This is a genomic window from Streptomyces mabaensis, assembly GCF_053763515.1.
The window spans coordinates 80,404-103,125 of the sequence record NZ_JBSOPZ010000025.1; the positions used below are offsets into that span (position 1 = coordinate 80,404).

Genomic DNA, 22,722 nt, shown 5'->3' on the forward strand with positions numbered 1-22,722 from the left:
AAGGAGGCATCCGAGATGTCGAAGAGCGCGAAGGTCGCCACCGGCGGAGTGGTGGTAGGGGTCGCCCTGATCTGGGTGATCGGTTTCTGGCCGGCCCTGCTGGTGATGATCGGTGTGCCCGTGGCCGCGTATCTGCTGCTGGACTCCTCGCAGCGGCGCAGGCTGCGCAGGGTCACGCGCAAGGAGATAGGCCGCTGAGACCGGAGTCGACCGGTACGGCAAAGCGGGCCGGCACGGGAAGCCGGTCGGCACGGTGAATCCGAGCGGCGCGGAGAGCCGATCGGCACGGTGAATCCGAGCGGCACGGAGAGCCGATCGGCACGGGGAAAAGGGGGAGTTTCCGCACGATGCACAGCGGCACGATCACGGCGGTCAGCAGCAATGGCACGTACGCGTTCGCCAAGCCGAACCGGGACAGCATCACGCTGCTGGCCGGGCTCGGCGTCGAGGGGGACGTGCACGCGGGCGTGACGGTCAAGCACCGCTCCCGGATGGCGCAGGACCCCACCCAGCCGAACCTGCGCCAAGTCCACCTCATCCACCAGGAACTCTTCGCGGAAGTGGAGGACGAGGGCTTCAAGGTCGCCCCCGGACAGCTCGGGGAGAATGTCACCACCGCCGGCATCGACCTCCTCGGCCTGCCCACCGGGACTCTGCTGCGCCTCGGCGACGAGGCCGTCGTGGAGGTGACCGGACTGCGCAATCCCTGCCTGCAGATCGACGCCTTCCAGGACGGCCTGCTCAAACAGGTCGTCGGCCGGGACTCGGCGGGCCACATCGTGCGCAAGGCCGGGATCATGAGTGTGGTCCGGACGGGCGGGGTCGTGCACCCCGGTGACCGGATCACGGCGGAACTCCCGGAAGGGCCGCACCGGCCGCTCAAGCGGGTCTGAGCCGTGGTCACGGTCCCAGGAGTCCGCAGCCACGCGGCAGCCTCGGGGCCGACGGCTCGCACGATGCCGTCCCGACCAGACGTCCGGGCAGGACGGCTCGCGTGGGGCGGACGGGCTGCCAGGCCGAGGGAGTCAGGCGGGCGGCCAGGCCGCGCGGACCGGTCTGGGCCACTGAGGGACGGGGGACGGGCGGGCGGACCGGGCGAGGTCACTTCGGGCGGGCCGGCTGGTGGGGCGGGTTGGGCCGGGTTGCTCGGGACAGGGGATCGGGCGTGGCCACTTCGGGACAGGCGGGTCAGACCGGCAGGGTTGGGCCGGGTTGGGCGGACCGGGCGAGGTCACTTCGGGCGGGCCGGCTGGTGGGGCGGGTTGGGCCGGGTTGCTCGGGACGGGGGACCGTGCGTGGCCACTTCGGGGCAGGCGGGTCAGACCGGGCCTGGTTGGGCCGGGTTGAGCGGGGCCTCCCTGCCGGGGGCGAACGGGGCCGGGCGGGCCGGGTTGCCCGGGACGGGGGTCAGGCCGGGCGGACCGCCACCTTGTCCAGGGCCTCCAGCAGGCCCGGCAGGGCCGGGCCCCGGCCCACCGGCAGGACCTCGCCGGGCTCGTCGTCCAGCAGGATGAACGCGATGTCGTCCGTTCTGGCGACCATGGACCAGCCGGGCCCGTCGGCGCGCAGCGTACGGGCGCCACCCGAGGCGAAGGCCGAACGGACGCGGCCCAGCGGCGGCGGCGAGTCCGCGTAACCATGCGCCTCTTCCAGCGCCCGGCGCACACCCGGATGACCCGGTTGACCGGCGGGCGCGTCATCCCCCGGGACGGCATCGGCGTCGGCGTCGGCGTTCGCATCGGCGTCCGCCCCGCCCGTGCCCGCATCGTCGTCGAACTGCTCCCGCCACGCGGCCCACTGGAGCGCGATCTCGTCGGCCCCGAGCCGCCGCTGCGCGGGGCCCCACTCCCCGGCGTCCGGGGGCGCCAGCGGCGGCCGGCCCGTGCCGTCCGCCCCGGGCTCCGGATCATGCGGGGCCGGCAGCCCGGGCGCCGCCACCGCAACCGCGAGCGGCCAGCCGGCCAGTGAGACGACGACGGACCGCTCGTCCGGCGACAGGTCGTACTCCATGCCGCAGTCCCAGGACGCGATGGCCACCGCGACGAGCGACACGTCGTCGATCACCACTGTCCACCGCGCACCGTCGCTGTCCTGGCCGAGCACCAGGCCGTAGCCGCCTTCGTACGCCTCGAGGCCGAGCGCCGCGCACGCCTCGGGGAAGTCGTCACCGAGCACGCTCGGGAACTGCGCCGGGGTCAGCAGCACAGCGGTCAGCACATACAGCGAGTCATCGGCGCCGGCGTCGCCGCTGTCGCCGATGTGGTCCGTCCCGGCCACGGCATCCTCCCTATCGCTTGTCGTCGGCGCACCCTAACCAGTCGGTAACCCGGGCGTCGAGAGCCTCCACCCGACGAAAATCGTTCGGCCCGCCCTCGCCGCCCCGCCTACCATCCGTCCATGCCCGCCGCCAAGTCCCACTTCGTCTGCCTGCCGTGCCGCGCCTCCTTCAAGAAGGAACCGGACTACGCGCGGGTCCGCCAGAACCTCTGCCCGCAGTGCGGCGGGCTGCTGATCAACGCGGGCTCCGCCTTCGCCGCCCCCAAGCGCCGGGACAGCGCCGCCTGGTCGGCACTCTCCGCCGTGCTCGGTGCCGGCCTGCGGTTCCGCCAGGGCTGCTGCGGCGGACCCGGCTACCGGCCGCGCACCCCGCGCGAGGTCCGCGAACGTCTCGCGTACGCGGCGCGGACCGGTATCAGCCCGTCCGAGGCGCTCAGCCGCTCCGGCCTCACGGACACCGACGTCAGGCAGCGGGCAGGCCGAGGAGGGTACGCGCCACGGCCTGCGGGGATTCGTCGCGCTCCCGGGCCAGGGCGATGACGGCCCGGCAGGCCAGCTCGCTCACGCCGAAGGACAGCGCCTCGGGCGATACCCAGGTCGCGGCCTCGTCGATGCGCTCCTGGTCGTCCTCCGCGCATGCCGACACATAGGTCGCCGCGGCCTCGAACAGGTTGTGCCGTGGCGCGGCGGCCCGCGCCACTCCCGACCGCTTCGCGGCGCCGGTGCCCCTGTCCCGTACGAGGAACCGCCGGATCTTCTGGATCACCCCGATCACCTGCCCCCTCGATAGTGCGATCAGCTGATCTTTCAAGTGTGCCCCCTCAACGTAGAGTTGGACCTCCGTCAACAGAAGGGGCACCGAGCGGTGAAGCGGTATCGGCAGGTGCCTGACCAACTCCCACCAGGAGTCGGGGGTCGACCCGGCCCTCCACCAGCAGTGGAGGCAGTGGGTAGGGGGCCGGAGGCAGGGGAGTGGACTCTCCGTCCGCGAGTAAATCCATAAGCTGGTCCCAAAGTCCGGACTTCACCCAGCGTTGGTACCGCACGATCAGGCTGGAGGGGTTGCCGAACTTCCCCAGGGCGTTCCAGGCACTCCCGGAACGGGCCTTCTCCAGCATCGCCTCCAGCGCCTGACGGTGTGACAGCTGCGCCGTACGGTCACGCTTGACCGTGGCCACGATGGTGGGCTCCACCGCCGCCCATGAGGCGTCAGTGAGGACTGGGACGCCCCGATTCCGGCTGCGGAACCAGGCGGTGAGGCTGTCGTCCGCGCGAACCTTCTTTGGCACCTCGCCCTGCAAGGTGACTTTGACGTCCAGGAGGTCCAGCACTTCCGCCTGCTCAGCCGGCGTCATGTCATGGAGGCGGGTGCGGGCCGTGTCGGCCAATGCCTGCAAGTCTTGCGCCCTCTGCTGGGCGACTTCGGTCTCGGCCTGCCATGCCGCAGCTTCCTTACGAAGCCGGACGAGCTGGTCTCGTTCTCCCTTCAGGGTATTGGTCGCGCGCGTGATCGCCTCGGGGGCGCTGCCCTGCTCGGCGGCCATCACCATCAGTGAGGCAATGGCCCCATCCTGCGCTTCGATTTGCCGGTCAAGCTCGGTGATCCGATCGGCATGGTTGACCACCTGCCCAATCGTCATCTCCAGCCAGTCCTGGGACATGGACGTAAGGCGCGCCGGGTCCTCCATGAGGCGGCAGACTTCCGTCCAGACGCGCTCTTCCACCGCGTCAGCGTCCACCTGAGAGCACGAGCAGACGGCTGCGCCTGGGTACGCCTCCACCTTTCCCGAGCAGCGGTAAATGCGCCCGGAGCGGTCCGTACGGTTCAGACCCGTGTAGTAGGCGCCGCACTTGCCGAACACTCGCTTGGAGAGTGGATGGGCAGGAAGGTCCGCGGCAGGCGTGCGCGTACGTGCATTGCGGGCCAGCGCCTTATTCAGGTGGGCGACTTCTACGTCATCGAACAGAGGCGGCAGCTCGTTGACGACGGTCGGGCCGTACTGCGGAGTGCCGTCCGGCTTGACCTTGGTGCCATTGCTCTTGCCTGCGGTCTCGGGGTTGCGGAAAATCACCTCTGCTTCCTGGACCGCTCTGGACTTCAGCTTCCTGCGCAGGTTCTGCGCGGTCCAGAGCTTGCCTGAGCGAGTCCGCAGACCCTCGGCGTTCATGATCCTGGCGGCCTGGCGGCAGTTCTTGCCATCGATGACGAGCAGCGTCCATGCGCGCCGCATGACGGTCGCTTCATGGACTGCCTTGCACTGACTGGCCCCGTTGCAGACGTCGAGGACGAGATGGGACTCGCCTTTCTTGCCCTTCTCGGCGATGCGCCAGCCGTATGGTGCGACGCCTCCTGCGTGCTTGCCTTCCTCGGCCTTTTCCTGGATACCTTCCTGCGTCCGCGTGCGGATGCGCGTGTACTCCTCGAAGGCGTAGTTCGCCTCCTCGCGCATGGCGTCACGGCCGGCATCGGTGGTGTTGTCGATGTCTTTGTTGACCAAGGCGACATAGACGCCGATGTCCTCAAGAGCCCACACCCAGCGCCAGAAGGCACGGTCCGTACGGCCGATGCGGTCGCTGGCTGGTACCGCCACGAGGTCGAAGGCGCGGGGTTCGGTGATGGCCAGGGCCATCAGCCGGTCGAACTCGGGCCGCGACCCCATTTCCAGGGAGCCGGACGCGCCCTCGTCCTTGAAGGTCTCGACGTGCTCGTGGCCCTTGCGTTCGATCCAGGCCTTTGTCTTCCTGTCCTGGCTTGCAATGCCGTAGCCGTTCTTCTGCTCCTCCGTGGAGACCCGGAGGTAGGTCACGGCCCGAAGCCGTGGCTGCTGGACGCACCCGAGGACGTCCAGGGATGCCATGAGAGTCTTTGTCATGTCAGTCCTTCCCGACTGGCCAGACCCCGGCAGCGTGCCCGCGCTCCGGGGTCACCCATGTGGCGGGCAGCCTATGCCGTAGCACTGTCAAGGCGTGGGAGAGCGTCAACTTCGCCAGGCGGCGGTAGGCGTCTTGCGCTCCTCCAGGACGGAGGCTTCAGCGCTTCGCGGATGTCCTCGCGAAGGTCCAGACGTCCCTTGTCTCTGGTCATGCAGTCCTCCCCTGCAGAGAGCCTCCGGCTTCTGCCAGAGGCTTTTGGTTTTTTGTGCTCAGGAGACGGTCCGCCTGGTCGCGCGCTGTCGTCGGTGAAGGGCTGCTTTGTCCGCCCTCCCAGCGTTCGCGCAGCCGCAGTCCGGCGATTTGGGCCATCAGGTCGAGTTCGGCCGGCCACACATATCGGAAGGGGACCGACCGGTGCTCGCCGTGGCCGTCGGCCACGTCGATGTAGTGGCAGATCATTCTGCGAGGACGTCCACGGTCGACTCGACGACGCCGGGACGGAACATGGCGCTTGAGGACTGGTCGTACTTTTCTGCTATGAGCTCTCCGAAGTACCCGTCTTCATCGATCACTGGCGGACCGTAGCGCTTCAGTTGCCAGGAGCGCCGACATTTTCTGGCGGCTGGAGGGGCTAGTACCACTGACGAATCCGAACTACAACGCCCAGCTTCTCCAAAGCAACGGCGGCCTCGGGTAACCAAGTGCATAGGACCTGGCTCACGGATACTTCCGGCTGGCGACGTCGGCTGCGTAGGCGCCCCAGTCCCCGGCAGCGGCTCGCTGCCATTTGACGCCGACGGTGATGTCGATGCCGAGGGCCCGGGCGAGGACCGCCGTGGGCAGCTCGGTGGCGATCTGCAACGCAGCAGTGGGCACGTTCCCGGTTCCCGGCGTGCGGGGATGCCCGCACCGCCAGTCCTGAAACGTACACCGGCGTCAGGACTCACGTGCCGCCAGTGCGAGGAAGCGGTCGTCCTCGTCGGCGTACGAGGTCATCCGCCAGCCCGAAGCGGCCAGTAGCGGGCGGAGGTTGGGCTCGGCCCGCAGGTCGTCGGGGGTTACGTGGCGGCCCTGGCGCGCGGCCAGCGCCGCCCGCCCGATGGGATGGAAGAGCGCCAGCACGCCGCCCGGACGTACTACCCTGGCCAACTCGCGCAGATTCGCGGCGGGTTCGGGCAGGTGGGCGATCAGGCCCGCGGCGAAGACGGCGTCGAGTGACCGGGCCCGCAGGGGCAGCCGGGCGACGTCCGTGAGCAGCAGCCGCGCGCCGCGGTCCCGTCCGGCCTGTACGGCAGCCTCCAGCATCGCGGGCGTGAGGTCCGCGCCGATCACCGTGCCCAGCGGGCCGACGGCCTCGCGCAGGGCGGGCAGCGCGCGGCCGGTCCCGCATCCCGCGTCGAGTACCGAGTCCCCGGGGCGCAGCCCCAGTTCGGCCACGGCCGCCGCGTAGGCGGGACCGTCGTCGGGGAAGCGGGTGTCCCAGCCGGCCGCGCGCGCTCCGAAGAACGCCTGGACGTGAGTGTGGTCGTCGCTCATAAGCCCATGATCTCCCACGGCCGTACCTTACGTTCGGTGCGCACGTTCGAACTCGGCGTGATCGTTCGAGAACGTATCTCTGTCATATTCCATCAGCTTTCGAAATGCGCCCCCTGTTCGCGCCCTCACCCGGACTAGCGTCCCTGGGCCATGGGACACCTGGACCACGCAGCCTTCGGCTGGCTGACACCCGTGCTGTCGTACGCGATGGCCTGCATCGGCGCCGCCCTCGGGCTGCGCTGCACCGTACGCGCGCTCGGCGCGACCGGCCGGTCGCGCCGCAACTGGCTGATCACCGCGGCCTCCGCGATCGGCACCGGGATCTGGACGATGCACTTCGTCGCCATGCTCGGCTTCAGCGTCACCGGCACCGAGATCCACTACAACGTGCCGCTGACGATCCTCAGTCTCCTCGTCGCCATGGTCGTCGTCGGCGGCGGTGTCTTCGCCGTCGGCTACGGCCGGGACCGGACCAGGGCGCTGGTGATCGGCGGCCTCACCACCGGGCTCGGCGTGGCGAGCATGCACTACCTCGGCATGGCGGCCCTGCGGCTGCACGGAGACATCGCCTACGACCCGTTGCGCGTCGCACTGTCCGTCGCCATCGCGGTGGTCGCCGCCACCGCCGCGCTCTGGGCGGCGCTCAACATCAAGTCGCCCCTGGCGGTGGCCGTCGCCTCGCTCGTCATGGGCGCGGCGGTCAGCAGCATGCACTACACCGGGATGATCGCGGTGAGTGTGCAGGTCAGCCCCTCGGACGGGGAGCTGCCCGGGGCCACGGCGATGCAGTTCGTCTTCCCCCTCGCCGTCGGCCTCGGGTCGTACCTCTTCCTGACGTCCGCCTTTGTCGCGCTCTCCCCGACGGCGGGCGAACGCGAGGCCTCCGCGTCGGCGCAGCGGCTCGGCGAGAACGCCACCGCACACTGAGCCCGCCGACTGGCCCCGGCCGTGGATACGGCCTGGTCACGGCACCATCCGCCCCTGTCATCCGGAACGAGGAGGCCATGCGAACACCCCGCAGGACACCGGGCGCCAAGGCCGCGCCGCCCGCGCACGCGCCGGCGCGCGTCACCCCGGCGGCGCGCGGACGACGGGCGCACGCCGGCCCGCCCGCCGACGAGGACACGGCGGAGGAGCAGCTGAGCGCGCGGCCGGGCGGCGCCGCCGGCGCCCCGCCGGCCGCGCCCCTGGGCTGGCGGCTGCGCCCGCGCACCGTAAGAGCCAAGATCGTCTCGCTGCTGATGGTGCCAGTGGTCTCGCTGCTCGCCCTCTGGGCGTTCGCGACCGTCAGCACCGCGCAGGACGTGGCCCGGCTGCAGCAGCTCCAGCGCGTCGACGACGAGGTCCGTACGCCCGTCGCGCTCGCTGTCGCCGAACTCCAGGCCGAACGCAGGGCGGCTGTACGGTACCTGGCCGTACCCGACGCGGGACGGGCCGCCGAGTTCGAACAGCAGGCCGGGCAGACGGACCGCGCCCTCGCGAAACTGCGGCTCGGTGAGCGGCACACGGTCGCCGACGCCGGCGCCCTGCCGGCCGGTGTCGCGGACCGGCTCGAGCGGTTCGTGGCCGGTGCCGAGGGACTGTCCGGCGTACGGAAGAACGTGACGGACCGGCGCGCGGGCTGGGATGCGTCCTATGCCGAGTACACGGCGGCGATCGGCTCGGCCTTCGCCGTCGGCGGCGCGCTCTCCGGCATCCAGGACGCCGAACTCGGCTCGGACGCGCGCGTGCTGCTGGAGTTCGGCCGGGCCGGCGAGATGCTCGCCCGCGAGGACGCGCTGCTGTCCGCCGCCCAGTTGAACCGCAGTCTCAGCGGCGAGCGGCTGCGCTGGTTCACCGGGGCCGTCGAGACCCGGCGGGCCCTCACCGAATCCGCCGCCGCCGACCTCCCGGATCCCCAGCGCACCGCCTGGCGCGAGCTGTCCACCGCAAGCGCGTACGGGAGACTGCGCGCCGCGGAGGACAAGGTGCTCGCCGCGGCGCCCGGGCGGCAGGCGGCCCAGGCGGTGCCGGCGGCGGCGTGGGACGAGTCGTACACCGCGGTCGGCGCGGCACTGCGGGAGATCGAGACCGCGGCGTACCGGACGGCGGCCGACCGCTCCGATCCGCTGACCCGCGGTGTCCTCACCCCGGCGGGCGCCGCCGTGCTGCTGGGACTGGGCGCTGTCGCCGCGTCGCTGGTCATCTCGGTGCGGATCGGCCGCGGACTCGTCGTCGAACTGGTGACGCTGCGCAACAGCGCGCTGGAGATCGCCCGCCGGAAGATGCCGCATGCCATCCACCGGCTGCGTGCGGGTGAAGAGATCGACGTACGGGCCGAAGCCCCACCCGGACCACCGGCGGAGGACGAGATCACCCAGGTCGGCGAGGCGCTCACGACCGTCCACCGGGCCGCGCTCAGCGCCGCCGTGGAACGCGCCGAACTCGCCAGCGGGGTGTCCGGAGTCTTCGTCAACCTCGCCCGTCGGAGTCAGGTTCTGGTACACCGCCAGCTCAACCTGCTCGACGCCATGGAGCGACGGGCCGACGACCCCGGCGAGCTCGGCGACCTGTTCCGGCTCGACCACCTCACCACCCGGATGCGCCGGCACGCGGAGAGTCTGATCATCCTGTCGGGCGCCGCTCCCGGGCGGGCGTGGCGGATGCCCGTACCGCTGACCAACGTCGTCCGCGCCGCGGTCTCGGAGATCGAGGACTACGCCCGCGTGGAGGTGCGGCAGTTGCCGGAGGCCGCGGTCGCCGGAGCCGCGGTCGCCGACCTCACGCACCTGCTGGCCGAACTCGTCGAGAACGCGGCGCAGTTCTCCCCGCCGCACACCAAGGTGCGCGTGAGCGGCGAACCCGTCGGCAACGGCTACGCGCTGGAGATTGAGGACCGCGGGCTCGGCATGGGCAAGGAGACGCTGGCCGACGCCAACCGGCGTATCGAGCAGTCCGAAGCGCTCGACCTGTTCGACAGCGACCGGCTCGGCCTGTTCGTGGTCAGCCGGCTCTCCGCCCGGCACGACATCAGGGTCCACCTGCGGACGTCGCCGTACGGCGGCACCACCGCGGTCGTCCTGCTGCCCACCGCGCTGTTGCAGAGCGCACTCACCGCGGGCGCGGGAGCGGGCGGTGCGGGCGCGGGTTCCGGCGCGGGCCTCGGCTCCGGCGAGCAGGCCCTGCGGGAGTCCGCGGAGCGTGTGGACCGGCCCGAGCGGCACGAGACCGGCTCCGCTTCCGGGAAGGGGTCGGAGTTCGGGCCCGGTTCTGGTTCTGGTACCGGTTCTGGAAACGGGAACGGGTCCGGCTCCGCGGCGATTCCCGGCCCGCGGGCGGCGCGGAACGGGAGCACGGCCGTGCCGGCTCCGGCGTCCCGGCCCGCCCTGGCAGGCGTCCCCGGGGCGCAGTCGCCGAAGCCGCGCGCCGCGGACCAGCGGGAACCGGCCCCGGGCCCCGTGCCCACCGTGACGCCTGCGGGTGTCACCCCACTGAGGCTGCGCGGGGCGCCCCCGCCCGACGACCGCGGTGCGGCGACCGAACTGCCGCGCCGAGTCCGGCAGGCCAGCCTCGTCCCGCAGTTGCGCGAGGCTCCCGCCCCCGACGCGCAGTCCGCCGGGCCGGACCCGGACGGCGAGGACGCGGGGCGGCGTACCCCGGAACAAGCCAGAGACCGTATGGCGGCCTACCGCAACGGCTGGGCGCGTGGCAGCGAAGGAGAACCGACATGATCGAGCATCAGAGGATCGATACCGTTCAGCGCTCCGGGGAACTCGACTGGCTGCTGGACGACCTGGTGGTACGCGTCGGAGAGGTCCGGCACGCGGTGGTGCTGTCCAACGACGGCCTGGCCGTGGGCGCGTCGACCGGGCTGATCCGCGAGGACGCGGAGCACCTGGCAGCCGTGGCCTCCGGTTTCCACAGCCTGGCCAAGGGCGCGGGCCGGCACTTCCACGCCGGGAGCGTGCGCCAGACGATGGTCGAGATGGACGACGGCTTCCTGTTCGTCGCCGCGGCGGGCGACGGCTCCTGCCTCGCCGTACTGAGCGCGGTGACCGCGGACATCGGCCTCATCGCCTACGAGATGGCCCGGCTGGTCAAGCGGGTCGGCGAGCATCTGTACACCCCGCCGCGCTTCACCGCGCGGCCGCCCGCGGCCGGTTGACCTCAATGACCGGGGTGTCCTCGACCGAGGAGAGGGACGACGGCGGCCCGCGGCAGCCGGGCAGTCAGTGGTACGACGCCGAGGCGGGCCCGCTCGTACGCCCGTACGCGATGACGGGCGGCCGGACCAAGCCGGGGCCCAGCAATGTGCGCTTCGACCTGATCGCGCTGGTCGTCGTCGACGACAGTGCGGCCGACCGGGCCGCCGAGTCGCTGCTCGGCCCCGAGCACCGGGCGCTGCTCGCGCTCTGCCGTTCGGAGACCCAGTCGGTCGCCGAACTCGCCGCGGACGCCGATCTGCCGGTGGGCGTGGTGCGGGTGCTGCTGGGCGACCTGCTGGAAGCCGGTTATGTGAAGGTCAGCCGGCCCGTACCACCCGCACAGCTACCTGACGAGAAGATCCTGAGAGAAGTGATCGATGGGCTCCGAGCGCTCTGACGGCACGGGCGGGGAAATGGCCGCCCTCGCCCTGAAAATACTGGTCGCGGGCGGCTTCGGGGTGGGCAAGACCACGCTCGTCGGCGCGGTGAGCGAGATCCGGCCGCTGCGTACGGAGGAACAGCTCAGCGAGGCGGGTGAGTGGGTGGACGACACGGGAGGCGTCGACCACAAGACCACCACGACGGTCGCCATGGACTTCGGACGCATCACGATCCGGTCCGGACTGTCGCTCTACCTGTTCGGCACGCCGGGGCAGGACCGTTTCTGGTTCCTGTGGGACGAGTTGTCCCAGGGCGCGCTGGGTGCGGTCGTGCTCGCGGACACCCGGCGGCTCGAGGACTGCTTTCCCGCGGTGGACTACTTCGAGCACCGAAGCATCCCGTTCGTGGTGGCGGTCAACTGCTTCCCTGGAGCGCGGACGTACGGCGCGCACGAGGTCTCGCGCGCCCTCGACCTCGAACGCGGCACGCCGGTCGTGCTGTGCGACGCGCGCGACCGCGACTCGGGGAAGGAGGTACTGGTGCGGCTGGTCGAGTACGCCGGCCGCATCCACACGGCGCGCCTGCTGGACTCGGTGGGACAGCCGGCTGGCTGAGCTCCTTGCCCCTCGGGCGGCGGTGGTGAAGGCTTGCGGAGCACATCGCGTGTCGCGGGGGACGAGTGAGTGACCGAACGGGGAGGACCGGGGAGATGGCACAGGAACAGGGGCTGGACTGGCTGCTGGACGACCTGACGCGCCGCGTCGAGCAGGTACGGCATGCGCTGGTGCTCTCCAACGACGGCCTGGTGACCGGCGCGAGTACGGGACTCGAACGGGAGGACGCCGAGCATCTCGCGGCGGTCTCGTCCGGGCTGCACAGTCTCGCCAAGGGATCGGGACGTCACTTCCGGGCGGGCAAGGTCCGGCAGACGATGGTCGAGTTCGACGAGGGTGTTCTCTTCGTCACGGCGGCGGGCGACGGCAGCTGTCTGTGCGTCCTCAGTGCGGCCGAGGCGGACATCGGACAGGTCGCTTACGAGATGACCCTGCTCGTCAACCGGGTGGGCGAACATCTGGGTGTCGCCGCGAGGCAGCGGGGCAGCGACTGACGAGTTATCCACAGGGGCGGGCGGTACTTCTCGCGCTGAGCTACGGTCTTCACAGAGAGTAACCGCGCCTCACGGGGGAGGACCGTCATGGAAACACAGATGAAGGTACGCGCCGACGTACGGGCTGAAGAACGGGCCGACGTACGCGCCGACGCGCGCGCCGACGTTCGAGCGGAAGGCGAGGGCAGGCCGCTGGGTCCGGAGCGGGCCGCCAGGGAACTCGCCCTCACGCGGGGCGAGTTCGATATGGGCGTGCGGCTGGGCATCATCCGCGCCCATCCGGTGGCGGAAGGACGCGTGCGGCGCAGTGCCGTCTCCCGGGAGGAGATCGAACGGCTGAAGGGGACCGAGAACTTCCCCGAGTCGCTGCGCAGCCGGGTCCGGACCGCCGGCGCGGCGGAGGCGGCCCAACTGCTCGGCATCAGCCCGCTGCGTATGACGCGGCTCGCCCGTTGCGGACTCGTCAGCCCGGTCACCTTCCGGATCAACCGCTACCGGGCCGTCGTCTGGCGCTATCTGGCGTACGAACTCCAGGAGTTCGCCGCCCGCGAGCCGCACCTGCTGACCGGGCGCAGTACGCCGGAGATGCGCGCCGTACTCGACGCGGGGGACGACCTGCGGCCGCGCAACTGGCGGGGCCGACGGGTCGGGCTGCTGCTGCGGCAGACCGCCGATCCGTGGGCGCGGGCGGCGGCGCTCGCCTGCGTACTCGACCCGGTGCAGTTCGCGGAGGTGATCGAGGATCCGTACGAACGCGCCTACCTCCAGCGCCTCGCCCCGCCGCCGGTTCCGGGGATCCCCGACTCGCCCGCGGCCCAGGCGGTCTCGGCGCGGCTGCTCTACGCGGACGATCCGGACGAGCTGCTCTGGCACCGGATCAGCGTCGCGCTCGCCGTGGAGGACGCGCGCGGCGTACGGCCTGCCCCGCGCCCGGGCGACGGCAGGGCGGGCGCCGAACCGGGGAAGGCGCCCTACTCCACCACGACGGGGGACAGCGGGCCGACGTAGAGCCAGGAGCCGCTCTCGCGGACGAATCGGCTGCGCTCGCGCAGCGACCCGGAGTGCGCGCCTTCCTCGAAGTGGGCGCGGAACTCCACCGCTCCCTCGCTGTCGAACAGCCCGCCGTCCGACGCGGCGAGGATCTCCAGCCGCACCCAGTGCTGTTCCGGGTCGAGCTGCAGGCGGGGCGGTCTGGTCGTGGGGTGCCAGGTCCGCCGCAGGTACGGCACGTCGCCGACGGCGAACGCACTGAAGCGCGAGCGCATGAGCAGCTCGGCAGTCGGCGCCTTGGCCTGTCCGGCGTGGTACCGGCCGCAGCAGCTCTCGTAGGACGTGCCCAGCCCGCAGGGGCAGGGCGCGTCGGGGGCGATCGCCGTCCGCCGGCGTGCGTTCTCTCTGGCCACGCCCCGATTATGTCAACGCTGCCGGCCCCGCACGGGAGCCGCTGCCTCGGTGCCACCGGGACGCCGGGAGCCATGGAGGAAGAGCACCGAATTGACGTACCGCCGCCGGAAGGGGGTGAGACTGCGGCGCAGCAGTCCGTGCTCGGCGACATGCGCGGTGCGCGACTGATGGCCGGACAGGTCGAAATCGGCCAACGGCAGCCAGTCGCGGCCCGGCAGCACCCAGCCGCGGTAGCCGTGGCCGGCCAGCAGGTTGAGCACGGCTTCGAGTGGCCCGATCCGGGCCTCCAGTTCGATGAAGAGCGCGGGACGGTCACCGAGCAGTGTCTCCTCGGCACCGCGCAGCACGTTCAGTTCACTTCCGTCCACATCGATCTTGATCAGGGTGATGCCATGCAGACCAAGACTGTCGACCCGGACACAGGGCACCGGTATCGACCGGGCGTGCAGGTCCCGGCGGACGAGCGACGAGACGCCGCGGTTGCCGCCGTCCCCCGGCGGCAGCCACAGCTGGACCGTGCCGCCGTCGCGGTCGGTGGCCGCCGCGTGCACCACGTCGACGTGGGCGGGTGTGGTCGCGGCCAGCAGGCGGGCGAGGTGCGGGACCGGCTCGACGGCCACCACCCGGCCGGCCCGGCGGGCCAGCTGCCGGGACCACGGGCCGTACCAGCCGCCGACATCGACGGCCGTGCCGCCGGGCGGGCAGAAGTCCGCCAGCCGGCGCAACTCCGGCTCATATCGCGGATACAGCAGATCGGCGCACCTGGCGATCAGTGCGGGTGGCAGATGAGGGGCGATGCGGGCGGCGAGCGTCATGGGGCGATCCGCTTGAGGATCCGCTCGTGCTCCTCGTCGGGCACCCGGACACCGGAGGACGGGAGGAGCTGGGGGATGCCGTCGATAATCGGATAGCTGCGGTGCAGCCGCGGGTTGTAGAGGACCTCCTCGGGGAGGAGCAGCGTCAGCCTGCCCTTGTCGATCGGGCAGGCGATGATCCTCAGCAGCGGGTCGTCAGGCTTCATGGGCCAATTCCTTTGCGGGAGTGGGGGGTTCGTCATGACGGGGAAGCATCAGCAGGACGGAGACGGCCAGTGCGGTCCCACCGAGCCGCAACGCCAGCCGCAGCGGGTCCTGCGGCAGCGACTCGCCGAAGGCGAACGTGCCGAGAGCGGCCGTGAACAGGCAGGTCACCGTGGTGCACACCGGCACGATCAAGGAAGCGCGGCAGCGCTGCAGAGCGGTCTGGGACAGCACCAGCCCGGTGACCCCGGTGAACAGCAGGATGTACGGATACGGGGACCCCAGCAGGGCGAGGGCCGCGTCCCCGACTCCCCGGGTCGTCAGGTGACCGGAGACGCCCTTGATGGCCAGCGAGCTGACGCCGTACAACAGGCCGACGGCGACGCCGTACTCGACACCCGCGGTCGGCAGGCGGTGACGACGACGGGCCCGGCGTTCCACGGCCCAGTACAGCCACAGCCCGGCCGCGAGCGCCGGCAGGCAGATCAGCAGGACCCGGCCCGCCGACGCATGACCGCCGACCGCGTCGGTCTCCTGGAGGGAGGCCACGACCATCAGCAGCGCGACGGTGATCATCACCACCCCGCGTCGCTCGCGGCCGCTGGGGCGCTCGCCCAGCACGACCGAGGACAGGAGCAGCAGCAGGACGAGACCGGAGACGAAGATGCCCTGCGCGGCGGCGATGGGAAGGGTGCGGTAGACGGCGAGCTGCGCCGCGAAACCGGCCGCGAGCGCGAGCGAACCACCGAGCCACAACGGGCTGCCGATGAGCAGCCGTACGACCCGGGCCGGCCGGCCGGTGCTCAGTCGCGGCAGGCCGGACAGCGCCCGCTTCTCGAGGACGAAGCCGGTGCTGTAGAAGACATTGGCCAGCAGGGCCGAGGCCACCCCCCACCACACGGCCCTACACCCGCCTTGCGTGCACCAGGAGAATGGAGGCCGCGGAGGGCACGGCACAGGCAGCCCGGTCCAGCAGTCGCAGCGGCCGGGGGACACCGTGGAAGGGGGCGCCGGCCAGGGTGACCACCTCGAAGCCCGCGGCGGTCAGGAACCCCCGCAGCGCACGGGCGGTGAACAGGCGCAGATGGCCCACCACCTGGGACCCCGGCCGGCCGTGGATGCCGCGCAGACTGACCTCCGAGAAGACCGGCTGCACCCCGGCGGACAGCAGGACGCGGTTGTACCAGGCGGCCAGGTTCGGGGTGGAGAGCATCAGATGGCCGCCCGGTCTGAGGACCCGGCGCAGCTCGTCCATGGCGCTGTCGGGATCCACCAGATGCTCGATCACCTCGCTGAAGAGCACGGCGTCGGCGGTCTCGTCCGCCAACGGCAGTCCGCCCGACGTCAGTTCACCGCGCACGACATGGGTCATCCGGGTGGCGGCCCGCCGCAGGGCGTCCTGGGACCAGTCGATTCCGACGACCCGGTGACCGGAGAGGAGGGGAGCCGCGACGGCAGCCGCGGAGCCGTCACCGCAGCCGACATCCACGACGAGGGAGGATTCCTGGGGCAGCACCCGGGCGAGCATCAGGGCCTGGCGGCGGCTGCGCTCGTCGCCGGAGGCGACGGGGACGGCCGGGTTCTCGTAGAACTCGCGCAGTCCCGCCGGGAGGGTTCCCGTCATGGCCCGTCACCTCCTGGAGTGGCCCGTCCCGGAGCGGCCGGCAGGGCTGCCATGGCCGCCAGATACTCCGTGAAGAATGCGCACAGCCGGCGGCCGGCCGCGTCGTCGAGAAGTGCCCGTGACCAGCGCAGCGCCAGATGCAGCCGTCCTCCGGTGCTGGCGGTGGTGACGGTGAGCCCGCGGGGCATCCGGGCGGGGGCGGAGAACCAGACGGCCTCCGCCCGGCCCGCCTCCGCGAAGTCCAGGGGATACGGGACCCGCCCGATGTTGCTGAGCAGTGTCGTCGACGTCCACGGAGCGGCGGCCCGCCGCAGGCCGCGGGTCAGAGCGGCCCGCAGCCCGACGGGCAGGACGGGCGCGGTGAGCAGGGCGGCCGCGTGGCCGAGTTGGGGGCGCGGCGCCGACTTCAGGGCGCGGGTGCGCTCGGCGGTGCGGTGCAGGAGGACGGCGAGAGCGTCGGGGCCGGGCTCCGCGGCGCACTCCTGCGCCGCGAATCCGACCTCGACCAGCCGGGTGCCGTTTCCGATGGGCATCTCGGCACCGCGGGGGCGGTCGTCGACGGGCATGGTGATGCGCATCGGGCGGGGCGGTGCGTCGTGCAGCCGGTTCCACCGCGCGATCATCAGGCATGTGGCGACGAGAAGCTGGTCGTTGACGGTGTAGGCCGCCCCGGCCGGCCGGCCCGGCACCGGAAGGTCGGCCAGCAGCAGGCCGTTTCCGCTGTCCCCCCGGACACCGGTCACGGGTGCCACCCGGGCGGGCCGGGCGGTGCCGCTCGCCGGGGCGGGCAGCGGCCGGCCGGGCCGCGCCGGGACGCCGGCCAACTGCCGTACCGGGGGCGGCGGGGACGCGGCGGCGCCGCCGTACAGCTCGGCGGCCGTGGCCAGGACCCGCAGGCACGCGGGACCGTCCAGGGCGGTGTGGTTGAGCGTCAGCAGCAGCACGCACGCGCTGTCCGTCGCCGACTGCCTGACCACCTCCAGGCGGACGGGCGGTGAGGCGGACAGCGGCGGGGCCTCGGCCAGCGCCCTGGCCCTGGCCCGCTCCAGCGCACCGGGCCCCGGCTCCGGGAAGCGGACCGGCTCCACATCGGGGGCGCCGGTCAGTTCCCACTCGTAGCGCCGCCGGTACCAGGGGCCCGGTGCCTCCCGCATCAGAATCCGTGGGTGACGGCGCAGGGCCTCGCCGAACGCGGCCCGCAACCGGTCCGGATCCGGCTGCCGGGGCAGGTGCACCTCGATGTGCACGGTCTCGGGCTCCTCCTCCCGGAGACAGTGCCGCGAGACCTCGTCGACGGTCGGAAAGGGTATCCGCCCCGGAACCGTCCGGGCCGGTGGCCCGGGGCGGGCCGGCCGCACAGCGGTCATCGCGGCGTGACCTCCCCTGGCTCCGGGGGCGGGGTTGGCGCGGTGCCGGTGTGCCGGCGACGGGTCACGGTCACCAGGGCCGCGCTCACCGCGGTGAGGGCCAGGATCTGGGCCGCCGGGCCGAACGCGCCCCGGCCGGCCGAGGCCGGGTCGCCCGCCCCGGTCGCGGCCGCGATGCCCGCGCCCGCCATCGCCACCAGGGCGATCGGCACCAGCAGGGTGTGCCGCAGGTGGGCAACCACCGCCAGCGCCGGCACGATCAGCGCGAAGGGGCCCGCCACAACGGCGACCACGACGGTCAGTGCGACGCAGCCCAGCACCCAACCCGGCGCCGGCGGGTCCGGCTGCTGCTCCGTCGGGGCGCCCGCCCGGCGGCGTATCAGGGCGAGACAGGCCAGCAGCGCCACGCCCACCGCGCCGCCGATCAGCCCCGCGTGGTAGATCAGCACGGGTTCGTACACGAGCTTCACCGTGCCGCCCGCGCCCTCGGGGATCAGCCATGCCTGCTGCCAGCCGTCGATCCGCAGCGGGATCAGGGTCTTGCCGTTCAGCGTGGCCTTCCAGCCGTCGTTGGCGTTCTCGTACATCTGGAGGTAGCCGGCCTCGCCCGCGCCTACGGTGACCGACCGCCGGTCGCCGCTCCAGTCGCCCGCCGTGGCCGTCCGCTGTCCGCCCGCGGTGGGCGGCCCCGCCTCACCGCGGGTCAGCGTGATGTCGGTGATGGCGAGGGGGCCTTCGTCGCCCGCCTCCACCGTGTGCAGCCCCCGGCCCAGGGGCAGCGTGCCCGCCGCCGTCCGGCAGAGCGTGACCTGCACGGGCCGGCGCTCGGTCAGGTCGCGCACCGTGCCGGACGCGCTCGTCGCGTGCAGCGTGCCGTCGACGGCGACGGGCGGGCCCTCGCCGCACGGCACGGAGAACTTCAGCTGCGGCGCCGGCGGCGGCGTACGCAGGTCGTCCAGCGCCGGAATGTAGACCTCGCTGAGGCCGACCGGCAGTTGCATCCGGTTGTCGGCGATCGGGTTGTGGACGGTCAGGGGCGCGGCCCGGCTGATGGTGATGTCCAGCCGGTCCGTGCTGATCGGCTCGAACCGCGCGACGCCGTTCTCGTCGACGGCGGCCGTCACAGCCCCGTTCGGCGTGCTGACCAGTATCTGCTCGGGCCGGGTGGAGAGTCCGCCCGCCGCCGCGAGGACGATCTCGTCGATCGTCTTCCGGCCGGGCCAGCTCAGATGGATGACCGGCCGGTCCCCGGCGATCCACGCGGTGGTCAGGTCCTCGTCGACGAGATTACGCGGACTGAGGCCGTTCCCGAGCCGGCTGGTGGAGTCGGCGGTGACGGTGATCTGCCGCCGCTGCCGCGGATCGGCGCCCGTGACGAGCCGGTCCAGCGCCTCACCCGGCACCGGCAGCGCCTTGGCCGTGAGGGTGAAGTCCCCGCCCCGGCCGACACTCAGCCTGCGGTGCAGGCCTTCCTCGGCCGAGGCCGGCGAGAGCCCGCCCGGGTCGCTGCCGCGATGGAGCGAGAAGACCTCCGCCCGGGAGTCGGTGCCACGCGCGTCGGTGGGCAGTCGCAGCAGCCGCGTCACCTGGACGCCGGGAACCGCGACCTCGCTGAAGCCCGCTCCCGCCAGCCCGGCCTTCGGGGACTGCGCCGCCAGCACGGTGATCTTCAGCCACTTCGCCTGGCCCGCCGGTGCCTTGACCGGCTGCGGGCTGCCGTTCGGCTGCAGCGGGCTGTCCTCCGCGCCCTGATCGGTCTCCACCCGGACCAGCGTCGGAGCGGCCCGCATTCCGTCGCCGGGCAGCGGAGTGAGCATCAGCGAGCCGGGCACGTCGGTGGGCGAGGAGAAGGCGATACGCAGCCACTGGCCGGCGGCGTTCCCGGCGCTGCCCTCGGCCCACGCGGTCTGCGGATTCCCGTCGAACGCGTTCACCGGGTCGTACTGCGGCAGGTGGAACAGCCAGTTGCCGCTGCTGGAGGCGGTCACCGAGGCGGCGCCCCGCAGGACGGCCGTCGTCTGGTGGCCGGTGCCCCGCGTCGGCAGGATCTGCCGCGGCTCCCTGCCCGGGTCCTGGAGGCTCCCGGAGTGGTTCCGCTCACCGGCGGTGTAGGTGTAGGACGTGTTGCTGTTGACCAGTCCGAAGCGGGTGTCGGCGCGGCGCAGCCCGTCCGCGACGTACTGCGCGGCAGGCGTGCCGAGCCCCGGATGGTTGTCCCCCGTGAGCACGGTGGGCCGGTCCCGCAGCCGCGGATCGGCGGACAGTTGCAGCAGCGCCTCGGGACCGCCGCTGACGACGGCCGTGTCGGCGACCGCCTGCAGGCCGACCTGCCCGGGGCGCCGGGTCCCGTCGGCCGGCTGGTAGATCTCGACGGCCTGCATCCGCGGGAAGATGCCCTGGACCTGCAGCGGCGTGCCGCTGGGGATACGGCCGCCGGTGAGCACCGGGTCGAACCCGGTGACCCGCCGGTAGCCGGAGGCCTCCAGGGTGCGCTTCACCGTGATCGGCGGAACGTAGCCGATCTGGTCGGGGTCGAGGTCGTTGCGTACGACGACGTAGTAGAGGCCGGCGCGGGACAAGTAGTCGCGCAGCCCCGGTACTTCGCTGCCGCTCATCAGCGCCTGCTCCACCGCGTCCATGGCCCGCCGCGAGCCGGGCGTACCGAAGGGCACGAAATCGCGCTGTGCCCAGGGGGAGTCGGCGAGCACGTCGAAGGGCTGGTCGATGGGGGAACCCCAGGTGTAGAGGCCGTGGGCGGTGGCGGGGACGACCAGGGCCCGGCTGTCGGGGGAGTTCTTCTCCAGCCAGTCGGCGGCCTGGGTCCACTGGCTCGGCAGCTTCTTGAATGCGCCGGGCTGGAGGATCGTCCCGTTGACGTACGGCCAGGCGAGGCCGGGCAGCACCAGCAGCGCGGCGATCAGGGGGGCGAAGCGCCGCGCGGGGAGCGGCCGTGCCCCGCGGCTCTCGCCCGCCCTCGCCACCAGGTGCATCAGCCCGAAGGTGAGCGCGAGGGCCAGACCGGGCTGGAACTTGTAGATGCTCCGGAAGGGCTTGAGCGGCCCGTTGAACCAGTCCCGGACCGCGTCGTGGAACGGCGCGCCGAAGGAACCGGCGTATCCGGCCAGCGCGATGAGGACCACGGCGAGCACGGTGAGCAGAAGCCAGCGGCGCTCGGGCAGATCGCGCCGGGCCAGGCCCGCGAGCCCCAGCGCGGCGGCGAACGCCGAGCCGAGGATGGTGACCGCAGCGGTCGCCACGGTCCAGCCGGCGGGCAGCCAGGCCTCGCCGAAGTGGAGGTAGGCGACCCAGTTGCCGGCGCCGCGCAGCAGTTCGGTCGCGGACATCGTGCCGGTGGTGGTGTCGGCCTGTTCGACGTACGGCATGAAGTCCTCGCCGTAGACGCCGAGCAGCAGCAGCGGGACCACCCACCACGCGGTGGCGAGGACGACGCCCGGGGTCCACCAGGCGATCAGGGCCCGCTTGCGGGGGCCTGCCGGACGGCTGAGCAGATAGAGCCCCACGGGCAGCAGCGAGGCCAGCGTCGAGGCCGCGTTGACCCCGCCCATGAAGGGGATCAGCAGCGCGGACGTGGCCGCGGCCACCCGCGGACTGGTCCGGTCGCCGGTCAGCGGCAGCAGCACCCACGGAAGCATCGCGCCGGGCAGTGCGGCTGCCGAGGTGGAGCCGACGACGATGGTGAAGGTCGGCCACAGCGCGTAGACGACGGCGCCGAGCAGCCGGGTCCGCGCGCTGCCGATGTCCAGCCGCTCGGCGAGCCGCAGGGCGCCCCAGAACGCGGTGGCCACGATCAGCGAGAGCCACAGCCGCTCGGCCAGCCACACCGGCATCCGCGCGAGGTCGGTGAGCGCGTAGTACGGCAGGGCCGGGAAGGCGTATCCGGCGTACTGGTTGGACAGCCCGCCGAAACCGGCGCGGCTCTGCCAGAGTTCCCCGAGGTCGCCGATGAACCGCCACGGGTCGGCGGCCACCGGGAGCTTGGTCTCGAAGGTCATCCGGCCCGGTGAGACGGACAGGAACGCGACGAGGACCGCCGCCCAGAAGCCCAGTAGCCACGTTCTGCGGCGCGGCCGGCCGTCCGGCGGCGGAGCCGGCGGCGCCGCGGTCGGCCGGGGCCGGCCGGGCCGGCCGCCCGGCGGGAGGGTCAACGTCGTCTCAGCCACGGGTGCCTCCCAATGGGCTGTTCATGGCTGCTGCCGTTTCCGTGCGGCGCCGGAGGATGAGGAGCAGGTTCCAGGTGACGATCTCGCGCAGGCCCGGGACCCGGGTCACCGCCTCCGCGAGGAACGGCCAGTACCGCGACCGGGCCGATACGACGCTCACGTCGTCGCGGGCGCGCACCTGCCGCAGGGTCGGGCCGATGTGGATCGCGAAGAGGTTCTCGCCGAGCGTGTGCTTGGCGGGGCGTCCGGTCCTGCGCCGGTAGCGGTCGCGGGCGCGGTCCGCGCCCAGGTAGTGCCAGGGCGCCCACTCGTGACCGCCCCACGGGGAGAGCCAGTTGGTGAACGAGACATAGATCAGCCCGCCCGGCCGGGTGACCCGGACCAGCTCGCTGAGGAAGGTCTGCGGATCGGCGACATGCTCCAGGACGTTGGAGGAGAAGCAGACGTCGGCGATGCCGTCGGCCAGCGGCAGCAGATAGCCGTCGGCGACCACGGAGCCGTCCGGAATGCTGCCGCGCGCACCCAGTTCCCGCAGGTCGGGCTCGAAGAGATAGCTCTGCGCGCCGCGCCGCCGGAACTCCTCGGTGAAGTGGCCGCGTCCGCCGCCCACGTCCACCACCATCCGGTCGTGCAGCGGCATCTGCCGTTCGATCTGTTCGGCCGCGTCGTGCGCGAGCAGCGTGTAGCACCGCTCCGGGTCGGTCTGCTCGCTCATGAACGCGCGGAACAGCGTCACGGATCTACGGATGGAGGGATCTTTCATTGCC

The 22,722-nt window shown here is 72.3% G+C and carries 23 protein-coding genes; 10 read left to right on the forward strand and 13 right to left on the reverse strand.

Annotation, left to right across the window (positions count from 1 at the left end; translation table 11 throughout):
* Positions 1–15 precede the first annotated feature (15 nt).
* Positions 16–198, forward strand: a complete 183-nt coding sequence (locus ACWV17_RS22350) for a hypothetical protein (protein ID WP_254371611.1) — start codon at positions 16–18, stop codon at positions 196–198.
* A gap of 149 nt (positions 199–347) precedes the next feature.
* Positions 348–893 (forward strand): MOSC domain-containing protein, encoded by a 546-nt coding sequence (locus ACWV17_RS22355; RefSeq protein WP_455361151.1) that lies wholly within the window; start codon positions 348–350, stop codon positions 891–893.
* A 514-nt stretch (positions 894–1,407) separates the two neighbouring features.
* Here the strand turns inward: ACWV17_RS22355 and ACWV17_RS22360 are convergent.
* Positions 1,408–2,277 carry a hypothetical protein gene (locus tag ACWV17_RS22360; protein WP_455361152.1) on the reverse strand — a complete coding sequence of 290 codons (870 nt, stop codon included), beginning with the start codon at positions 2,275–2,277 and terminating at the stop codon, positions 1,408–1,410.
* Between the two features lie 120 nt (positions 2,278–2,397).
* Between ACWV17_RS22360 and ACWV17_RS22365 the strand changes: the two genes are divergently transcribed.
* A complete protein-coding gene (locus ACWV17_RS22365) occupies positions 2,398–2,817 on the forward strand; it encodes a deoxyxylulose-5-phosphate synthase (protein ID WP_455361153.1) in 420 nt (139 codons plus the stop codon).
* Here ACWV17_RS22365 and ACWV17_RS22370 read toward each other — a convergent pair.
* The 4 genes from ACWV17_RS22370 to ACWV17_RS22385 all read right to left on the reverse strand — a co-directional run bounded on the left by ACWV17_RS22370 (position 2,741) and on the right by ACWV17_RS22385 (position 6,687).
* Positions 2,741–2,977: a hypothetical protein gene (locus tag ACWV17_RS22370; protein WP_455361180.1), complete on the reverse strand. Its 237-nt coding sequence runs from the start codon at positions 2,975–2,977 to the stop codon at positions 2,741–2,743. The genes ACWV17_RS22365 and ACWV17_RS22370 overlap by 77 nt on opposite strands.
* Positions 2,978–3,098: 121 nt before the next feature.
* A complete protein-coding gene (locus tag ACWV17_RS22375) occupies positions 3,099–5,150 on the reverse strand; it encodes a recombinase family protein (RefSeq protein ID WP_455361154.1) in 2,052 nt (683 codons plus the stop codon).
* Positions 5,151–5,868: 718 nt separating this feature from the next.
* A complete protein-coding gene (locus ACWV17_RS22380) occupies positions 5,869–6,027 on the reverse strand; it encodes a hypothetical protein (RefSeq protein ID WP_455361155.1) in 159 nt (52 codons plus the stop codon).
* 60 nt (positions 6,028–6,087) lie between these two features.
* A complete protein-coding gene (locus tag ACWV17_RS22385) occupies positions 6,088–6,687 on the reverse strand; it encodes a class I SAM-dependent methyltransferase (protein WP_455361156.1) in 600 nt (199 codons plus the stop codon).
* A 150-nt stretch (positions 6,688–6,837) separates the two neighbouring features.
* Between ACWV17_RS22385 and ACWV17_RS22390 the strand changes: the two genes are divergently transcribed.
* The 7 genes from ACWV17_RS22390 to ACWV17_RS22420 all read left to right on the forward strand — a co-directional run bounded on the left by ACWV17_RS22390 (position 6,838) and on the right by ACWV17_RS22420 (position 13,368).
* Positions 6,838–7,614: an MHYT domain-containing protein gene (locus ACWV17_RS22390; protein WP_455353181.1), complete on the forward strand. Its 777-nt coding sequence runs from the start codon at positions 6,838–6,840 to the stop codon at positions 7,612–7,614.
* Between the two features lie 77 nt (positions 7,615–7,691).
* On the forward strand, positions 7,692–10,397 hold the full coding sequence (locus tag ACWV17_RS22395; RefSeq protein WP_455361157.1) for a nitrate- and nitrite sensing domain-containing protein: 2,706 nt from the start codon (positions 7,692–7,694) through the stop codon (positions 10,395–10,397).
* The gene (locus ACWV17_RS22400; RefSeq protein ID WP_455353179.1) at positions 10,394–10,831 is read left to right on the forward strand and encodes a roadblock/LC7 domain-containing protein; all 438 of its coding nucleotides are present in this window, start codon (positions 10,394–10,396) and stop codon (positions 10,829–10,831) included. Before ACWV17_RS22395 ends, ACWV17_RS22400 begins: the two co-directional genes overlap by 4 nt.
* Before the next feature lie 110 nt (positions 10,832–10,941).
* Positions 10,942–11,268, forward strand: a complete 327-nt coding sequence (locus ACWV17_RS22405) for a DUF742 domain-containing protein (RefSeq protein WP_455361181.1) — start codon at positions 10,942–10,944, stop codon at positions 11,266–11,268.
* On the forward strand, positions 11,249–11,866 hold the full coding sequence (locus tag ACWV17_RS22410; protein WP_455353177.1) for a GTP-binding protein: 618 nt from the start codon (positions 11,249–11,251) through the stop codon (positions 11,864–11,866). The genes ACWV17_RS22405 and ACWV17_RS22410 overlap by 20 nt, the downstream gene beginning before the upstream one ends.
* 95 nt (positions 11,867–11,961) lie before the next feature.
* Positions 11,962–12,360 carry a roadblock/LC7 domain-containing protein gene (locus ACWV17_RS22415; RefSeq protein WP_455353176.1) on the forward strand — a complete coding sequence of 133 codons (399 nt, stop codon included), beginning with the start codon at positions 11,962–11,964 and terminating at the stop codon, positions 12,358–12,360.
* An 87-nt stretch (positions 12,361–12,447) separates the two neighbouring features.
* Entirely contained in the window at positions 12,448–13,368 is a 921-nt protein-coding gene (locus ACWV17_RS22420) for a DUF6397 family protein (RefSeq protein WP_455361158.1), read from the forward strand.
* On the opposite strand, the gene ACWV17_RS22425 is transcribed toward ACWV17_RS22420, so the two are convergent.
* The 8 genes from ACWV17_RS22425 to ACWV17_RS22460 are packed head-to-tail and all read right to left on the reverse strand — an operon-like array spanning position 13,332 to position 22,718.
* Complete coding sequence (locus ACWV17_RS22425; RefSeq protein WP_455361159.1) at positions 13,332–13,763, reverse strand: YchJ family protein; 432 nt, start codon at positions 13,761–13,763, stop codon at positions 13,332–13,334. The genes ACWV17_RS22420 and ACWV17_RS22425 overlap by 37 nt on opposite strands.
* 12 nt (positions 13,764–13,775) lie before the next feature.
* Entirely contained in the window at positions 13,776–14,579 is an 804-nt protein-coding gene (locus tag ACWV17_RS22430) for an FkbM family methyltransferase (protein WP_455361160.1), read from the reverse strand.
* Positions 14,576–14,785, reverse strand: a complete 210-nt coding sequence (locus tag ACWV17_RS22435) for a Trm112 family protein (RefSeq protein ID WP_455361161.1) — start codon at positions 14,783–14,785, stop codon at positions 14,576–14,578. Before ACWV17_RS22435 ends, ACWV17_RS22430 begins: the two co-directional genes overlap by 4 nt.
* Complete coding sequence (locus tag ACWV17_RS22440; protein WP_455353171.1) at positions 14,775–15,683, reverse strand: DMT family transporter; 909 nt, start codon at positions 15,681–15,683, stop codon at positions 14,775–14,777. Before ACWV17_RS22440 ends, ACWV17_RS22435 begins: the two co-directional genes overlap by 11 nt.
* A gap of 4 nt (positions 15,684–15,687) precedes the next feature.
* Complete coding sequence (locus ACWV17_RS22445; RefSeq protein WP_455361162.1) at positions 15,688–16,407, reverse strand: class I SAM-dependent methyltransferase; 720 nt, start codon at positions 16,405–16,407, stop codon at positions 15,688–15,690.
* Positions 16,404–17,774: a condensation protein gene (locus tag ACWV17_RS22450; protein ID WP_455361163.1), complete on the reverse strand. Its 1,371-nt coding sequence runs from the start codon at positions 17,772–17,774 to the stop codon at positions 16,404–16,406. The genes ACWV17_RS22445 and ACWV17_RS22450 overlap by 4 nt, the downstream gene beginning before the upstream one ends.
* Complete coding sequence (locus ACWV17_RS22455; RefSeq protein ID WP_455361164.1) at positions 17,771–21,955, reverse strand: alpha-(1->3)-arabinofuranosyltransferase domain-containing protein; 4,185 nt, start codon at positions 21,953–21,955, stop codon at positions 17,771–17,773. Before ACWV17_RS22455 ends, ACWV17_RS22450 begins: the two co-directional genes overlap by 4 nt.
* Positions 21,948–22,718: a class I SAM-dependent methyltransferase gene (locus tag ACWV17_RS22460; protein ID WP_455361165.1), complete on the reverse strand. Its 771-nt coding sequence runs from the start codon at positions 22,716–22,718 to the stop codon at positions 21,948–21,950. Before ACWV17_RS22460 ends, ACWV17_RS22455 begins: the two co-directional genes overlap by 8 nt.
* Positions 22,719–22,722: the final 4 nt, after the last annotated feature.

What these genes read in the sequence shown, in the direction of transcription:
- ACWV17_RS22350 (WP_254371611.1), top strand. Translation starts at nt 16, where the DNA reads ATGTCGAAGAGCGCGAAGGTCGCCACCGGCGGAGTGGTGGTAGGGGTC.
- ACWV17_RS22355 (WP_455361151.1), top strand. Translation starts at nt 348, where the DNA reads ATGCACAGCGGCACGATCACGGCGGTCAGCAGCAATGGCACGTACGCG.
- ACWV17_RS22365 (WP_455361153.1), top strand. Translation starts at nt 2,398, where the DNA reads ATGCCCGCCGCCAAGTCCCACTTCGTCTGCCTGCCGTGCCGCGCCTCC.
- ACWV17_RS22375 (WP_455361154.1), bottom strand. Translation starts at nt 5,150, where the DNA reads ATGACAAAGACTCTCATGGCATCCCTGGACGTCCTCGGGTGCGTCCAG.
- ACWV17_RS22385 (WP_455361156.1), bottom strand. Translation starts at nt 6,687, where the DNA reads ATGAGCGACGACCACACTCACGTCCAGGCGTTCTTCGGAGCGCGCGCG.
- ACWV17_RS22390 (WP_455353181.1), top strand. Translation starts at nt 6,838, where the DNA reads ATGGGACACCTGGACCACGCAGCCTTCGGCTGGCTGACACCCGTGCTG.
- ACWV17_RS22395 (WP_455361157.1), top strand. Translation starts at nt 7,692, where the DNA reads ATGCGAACACCCCGCAGGACACCGGGCGCCAAGGCCGCGCCGCCCGCG.
- ACWV17_RS22400 (WP_455353179.1), top strand. Translation starts at nt 10,394, where the DNA reads ATGATCGAGCATCAGAGGATCGATACCGTTCAGCGCTCCGGGGAACTC.
- ACWV17_RS22405 (WP_455361181.1), top strand. Translation starts at nt 10,942, where the DNA reads ATGACGGGCGGCCGGACCAAGCCGGGGCCCAGCAATGTGCGCTTCGAC.
- ACWV17_RS22410 (WP_455353177.1), top strand. Translation starts at nt 11,249, where the DNA reads ATGGGCTCCGAGCGCTCTGACGGCACGGGCGGGGAAATGGCCGCCCTC.
- ACWV17_RS22415 (WP_455353176.1), top strand. Translation starts at nt 11,962, where the DNA reads ATGGCACAGGAACAGGGGCTGGACTGGCTGCTGGACGACCTGACGCGC.
- ACWV17_RS22420 (WP_455361158.1), top strand. Translation starts at nt 12,448, where the DNA reads ATGGAAACACAGATGAAGGTACGCGCCGACGTACGGGCTGAAGAACGG.
- ACWV17_RS22430 (WP_455361160.1), bottom strand. Translation starts at nt 14,579, where the DNA reads ATGACGCTCGCCGCCCGCATCGCCCCTCATCTGCCACCCGCACTGATC.
- ACWV17_RS22435 (WP_455361161.1), bottom strand. Translation starts at nt 14,785, where the DNA reads ATGAAGCCTGACGACCCGCTGCTGAGGATCATCGCCTGCCCGATCGAC.
- ACWV17_RS22445 (WP_455361162.1), bottom strand. Translation starts at nt 16,407, where the DNA reads ATGACGGGAACCCTCCCGGCGGGACTGCGCGAGTTCTACGAGAACCCG.
- ACWV17_RS22450 (WP_455361163.1), bottom strand. Translation starts at nt 17,774, where the DNA reads ATGACCGCTGTGCGGCCGGCCCGCCCCGGGCCACCGGCCCGGACGGTT.
- ACWV17_RS22460 (WP_455361165.1), bottom strand. Translation starts at nt 22,718, where the DNA reads ATGAAAGATCCCTCCATCCGTAGATCCGTGACGCTGTTCCGCGCGTTC.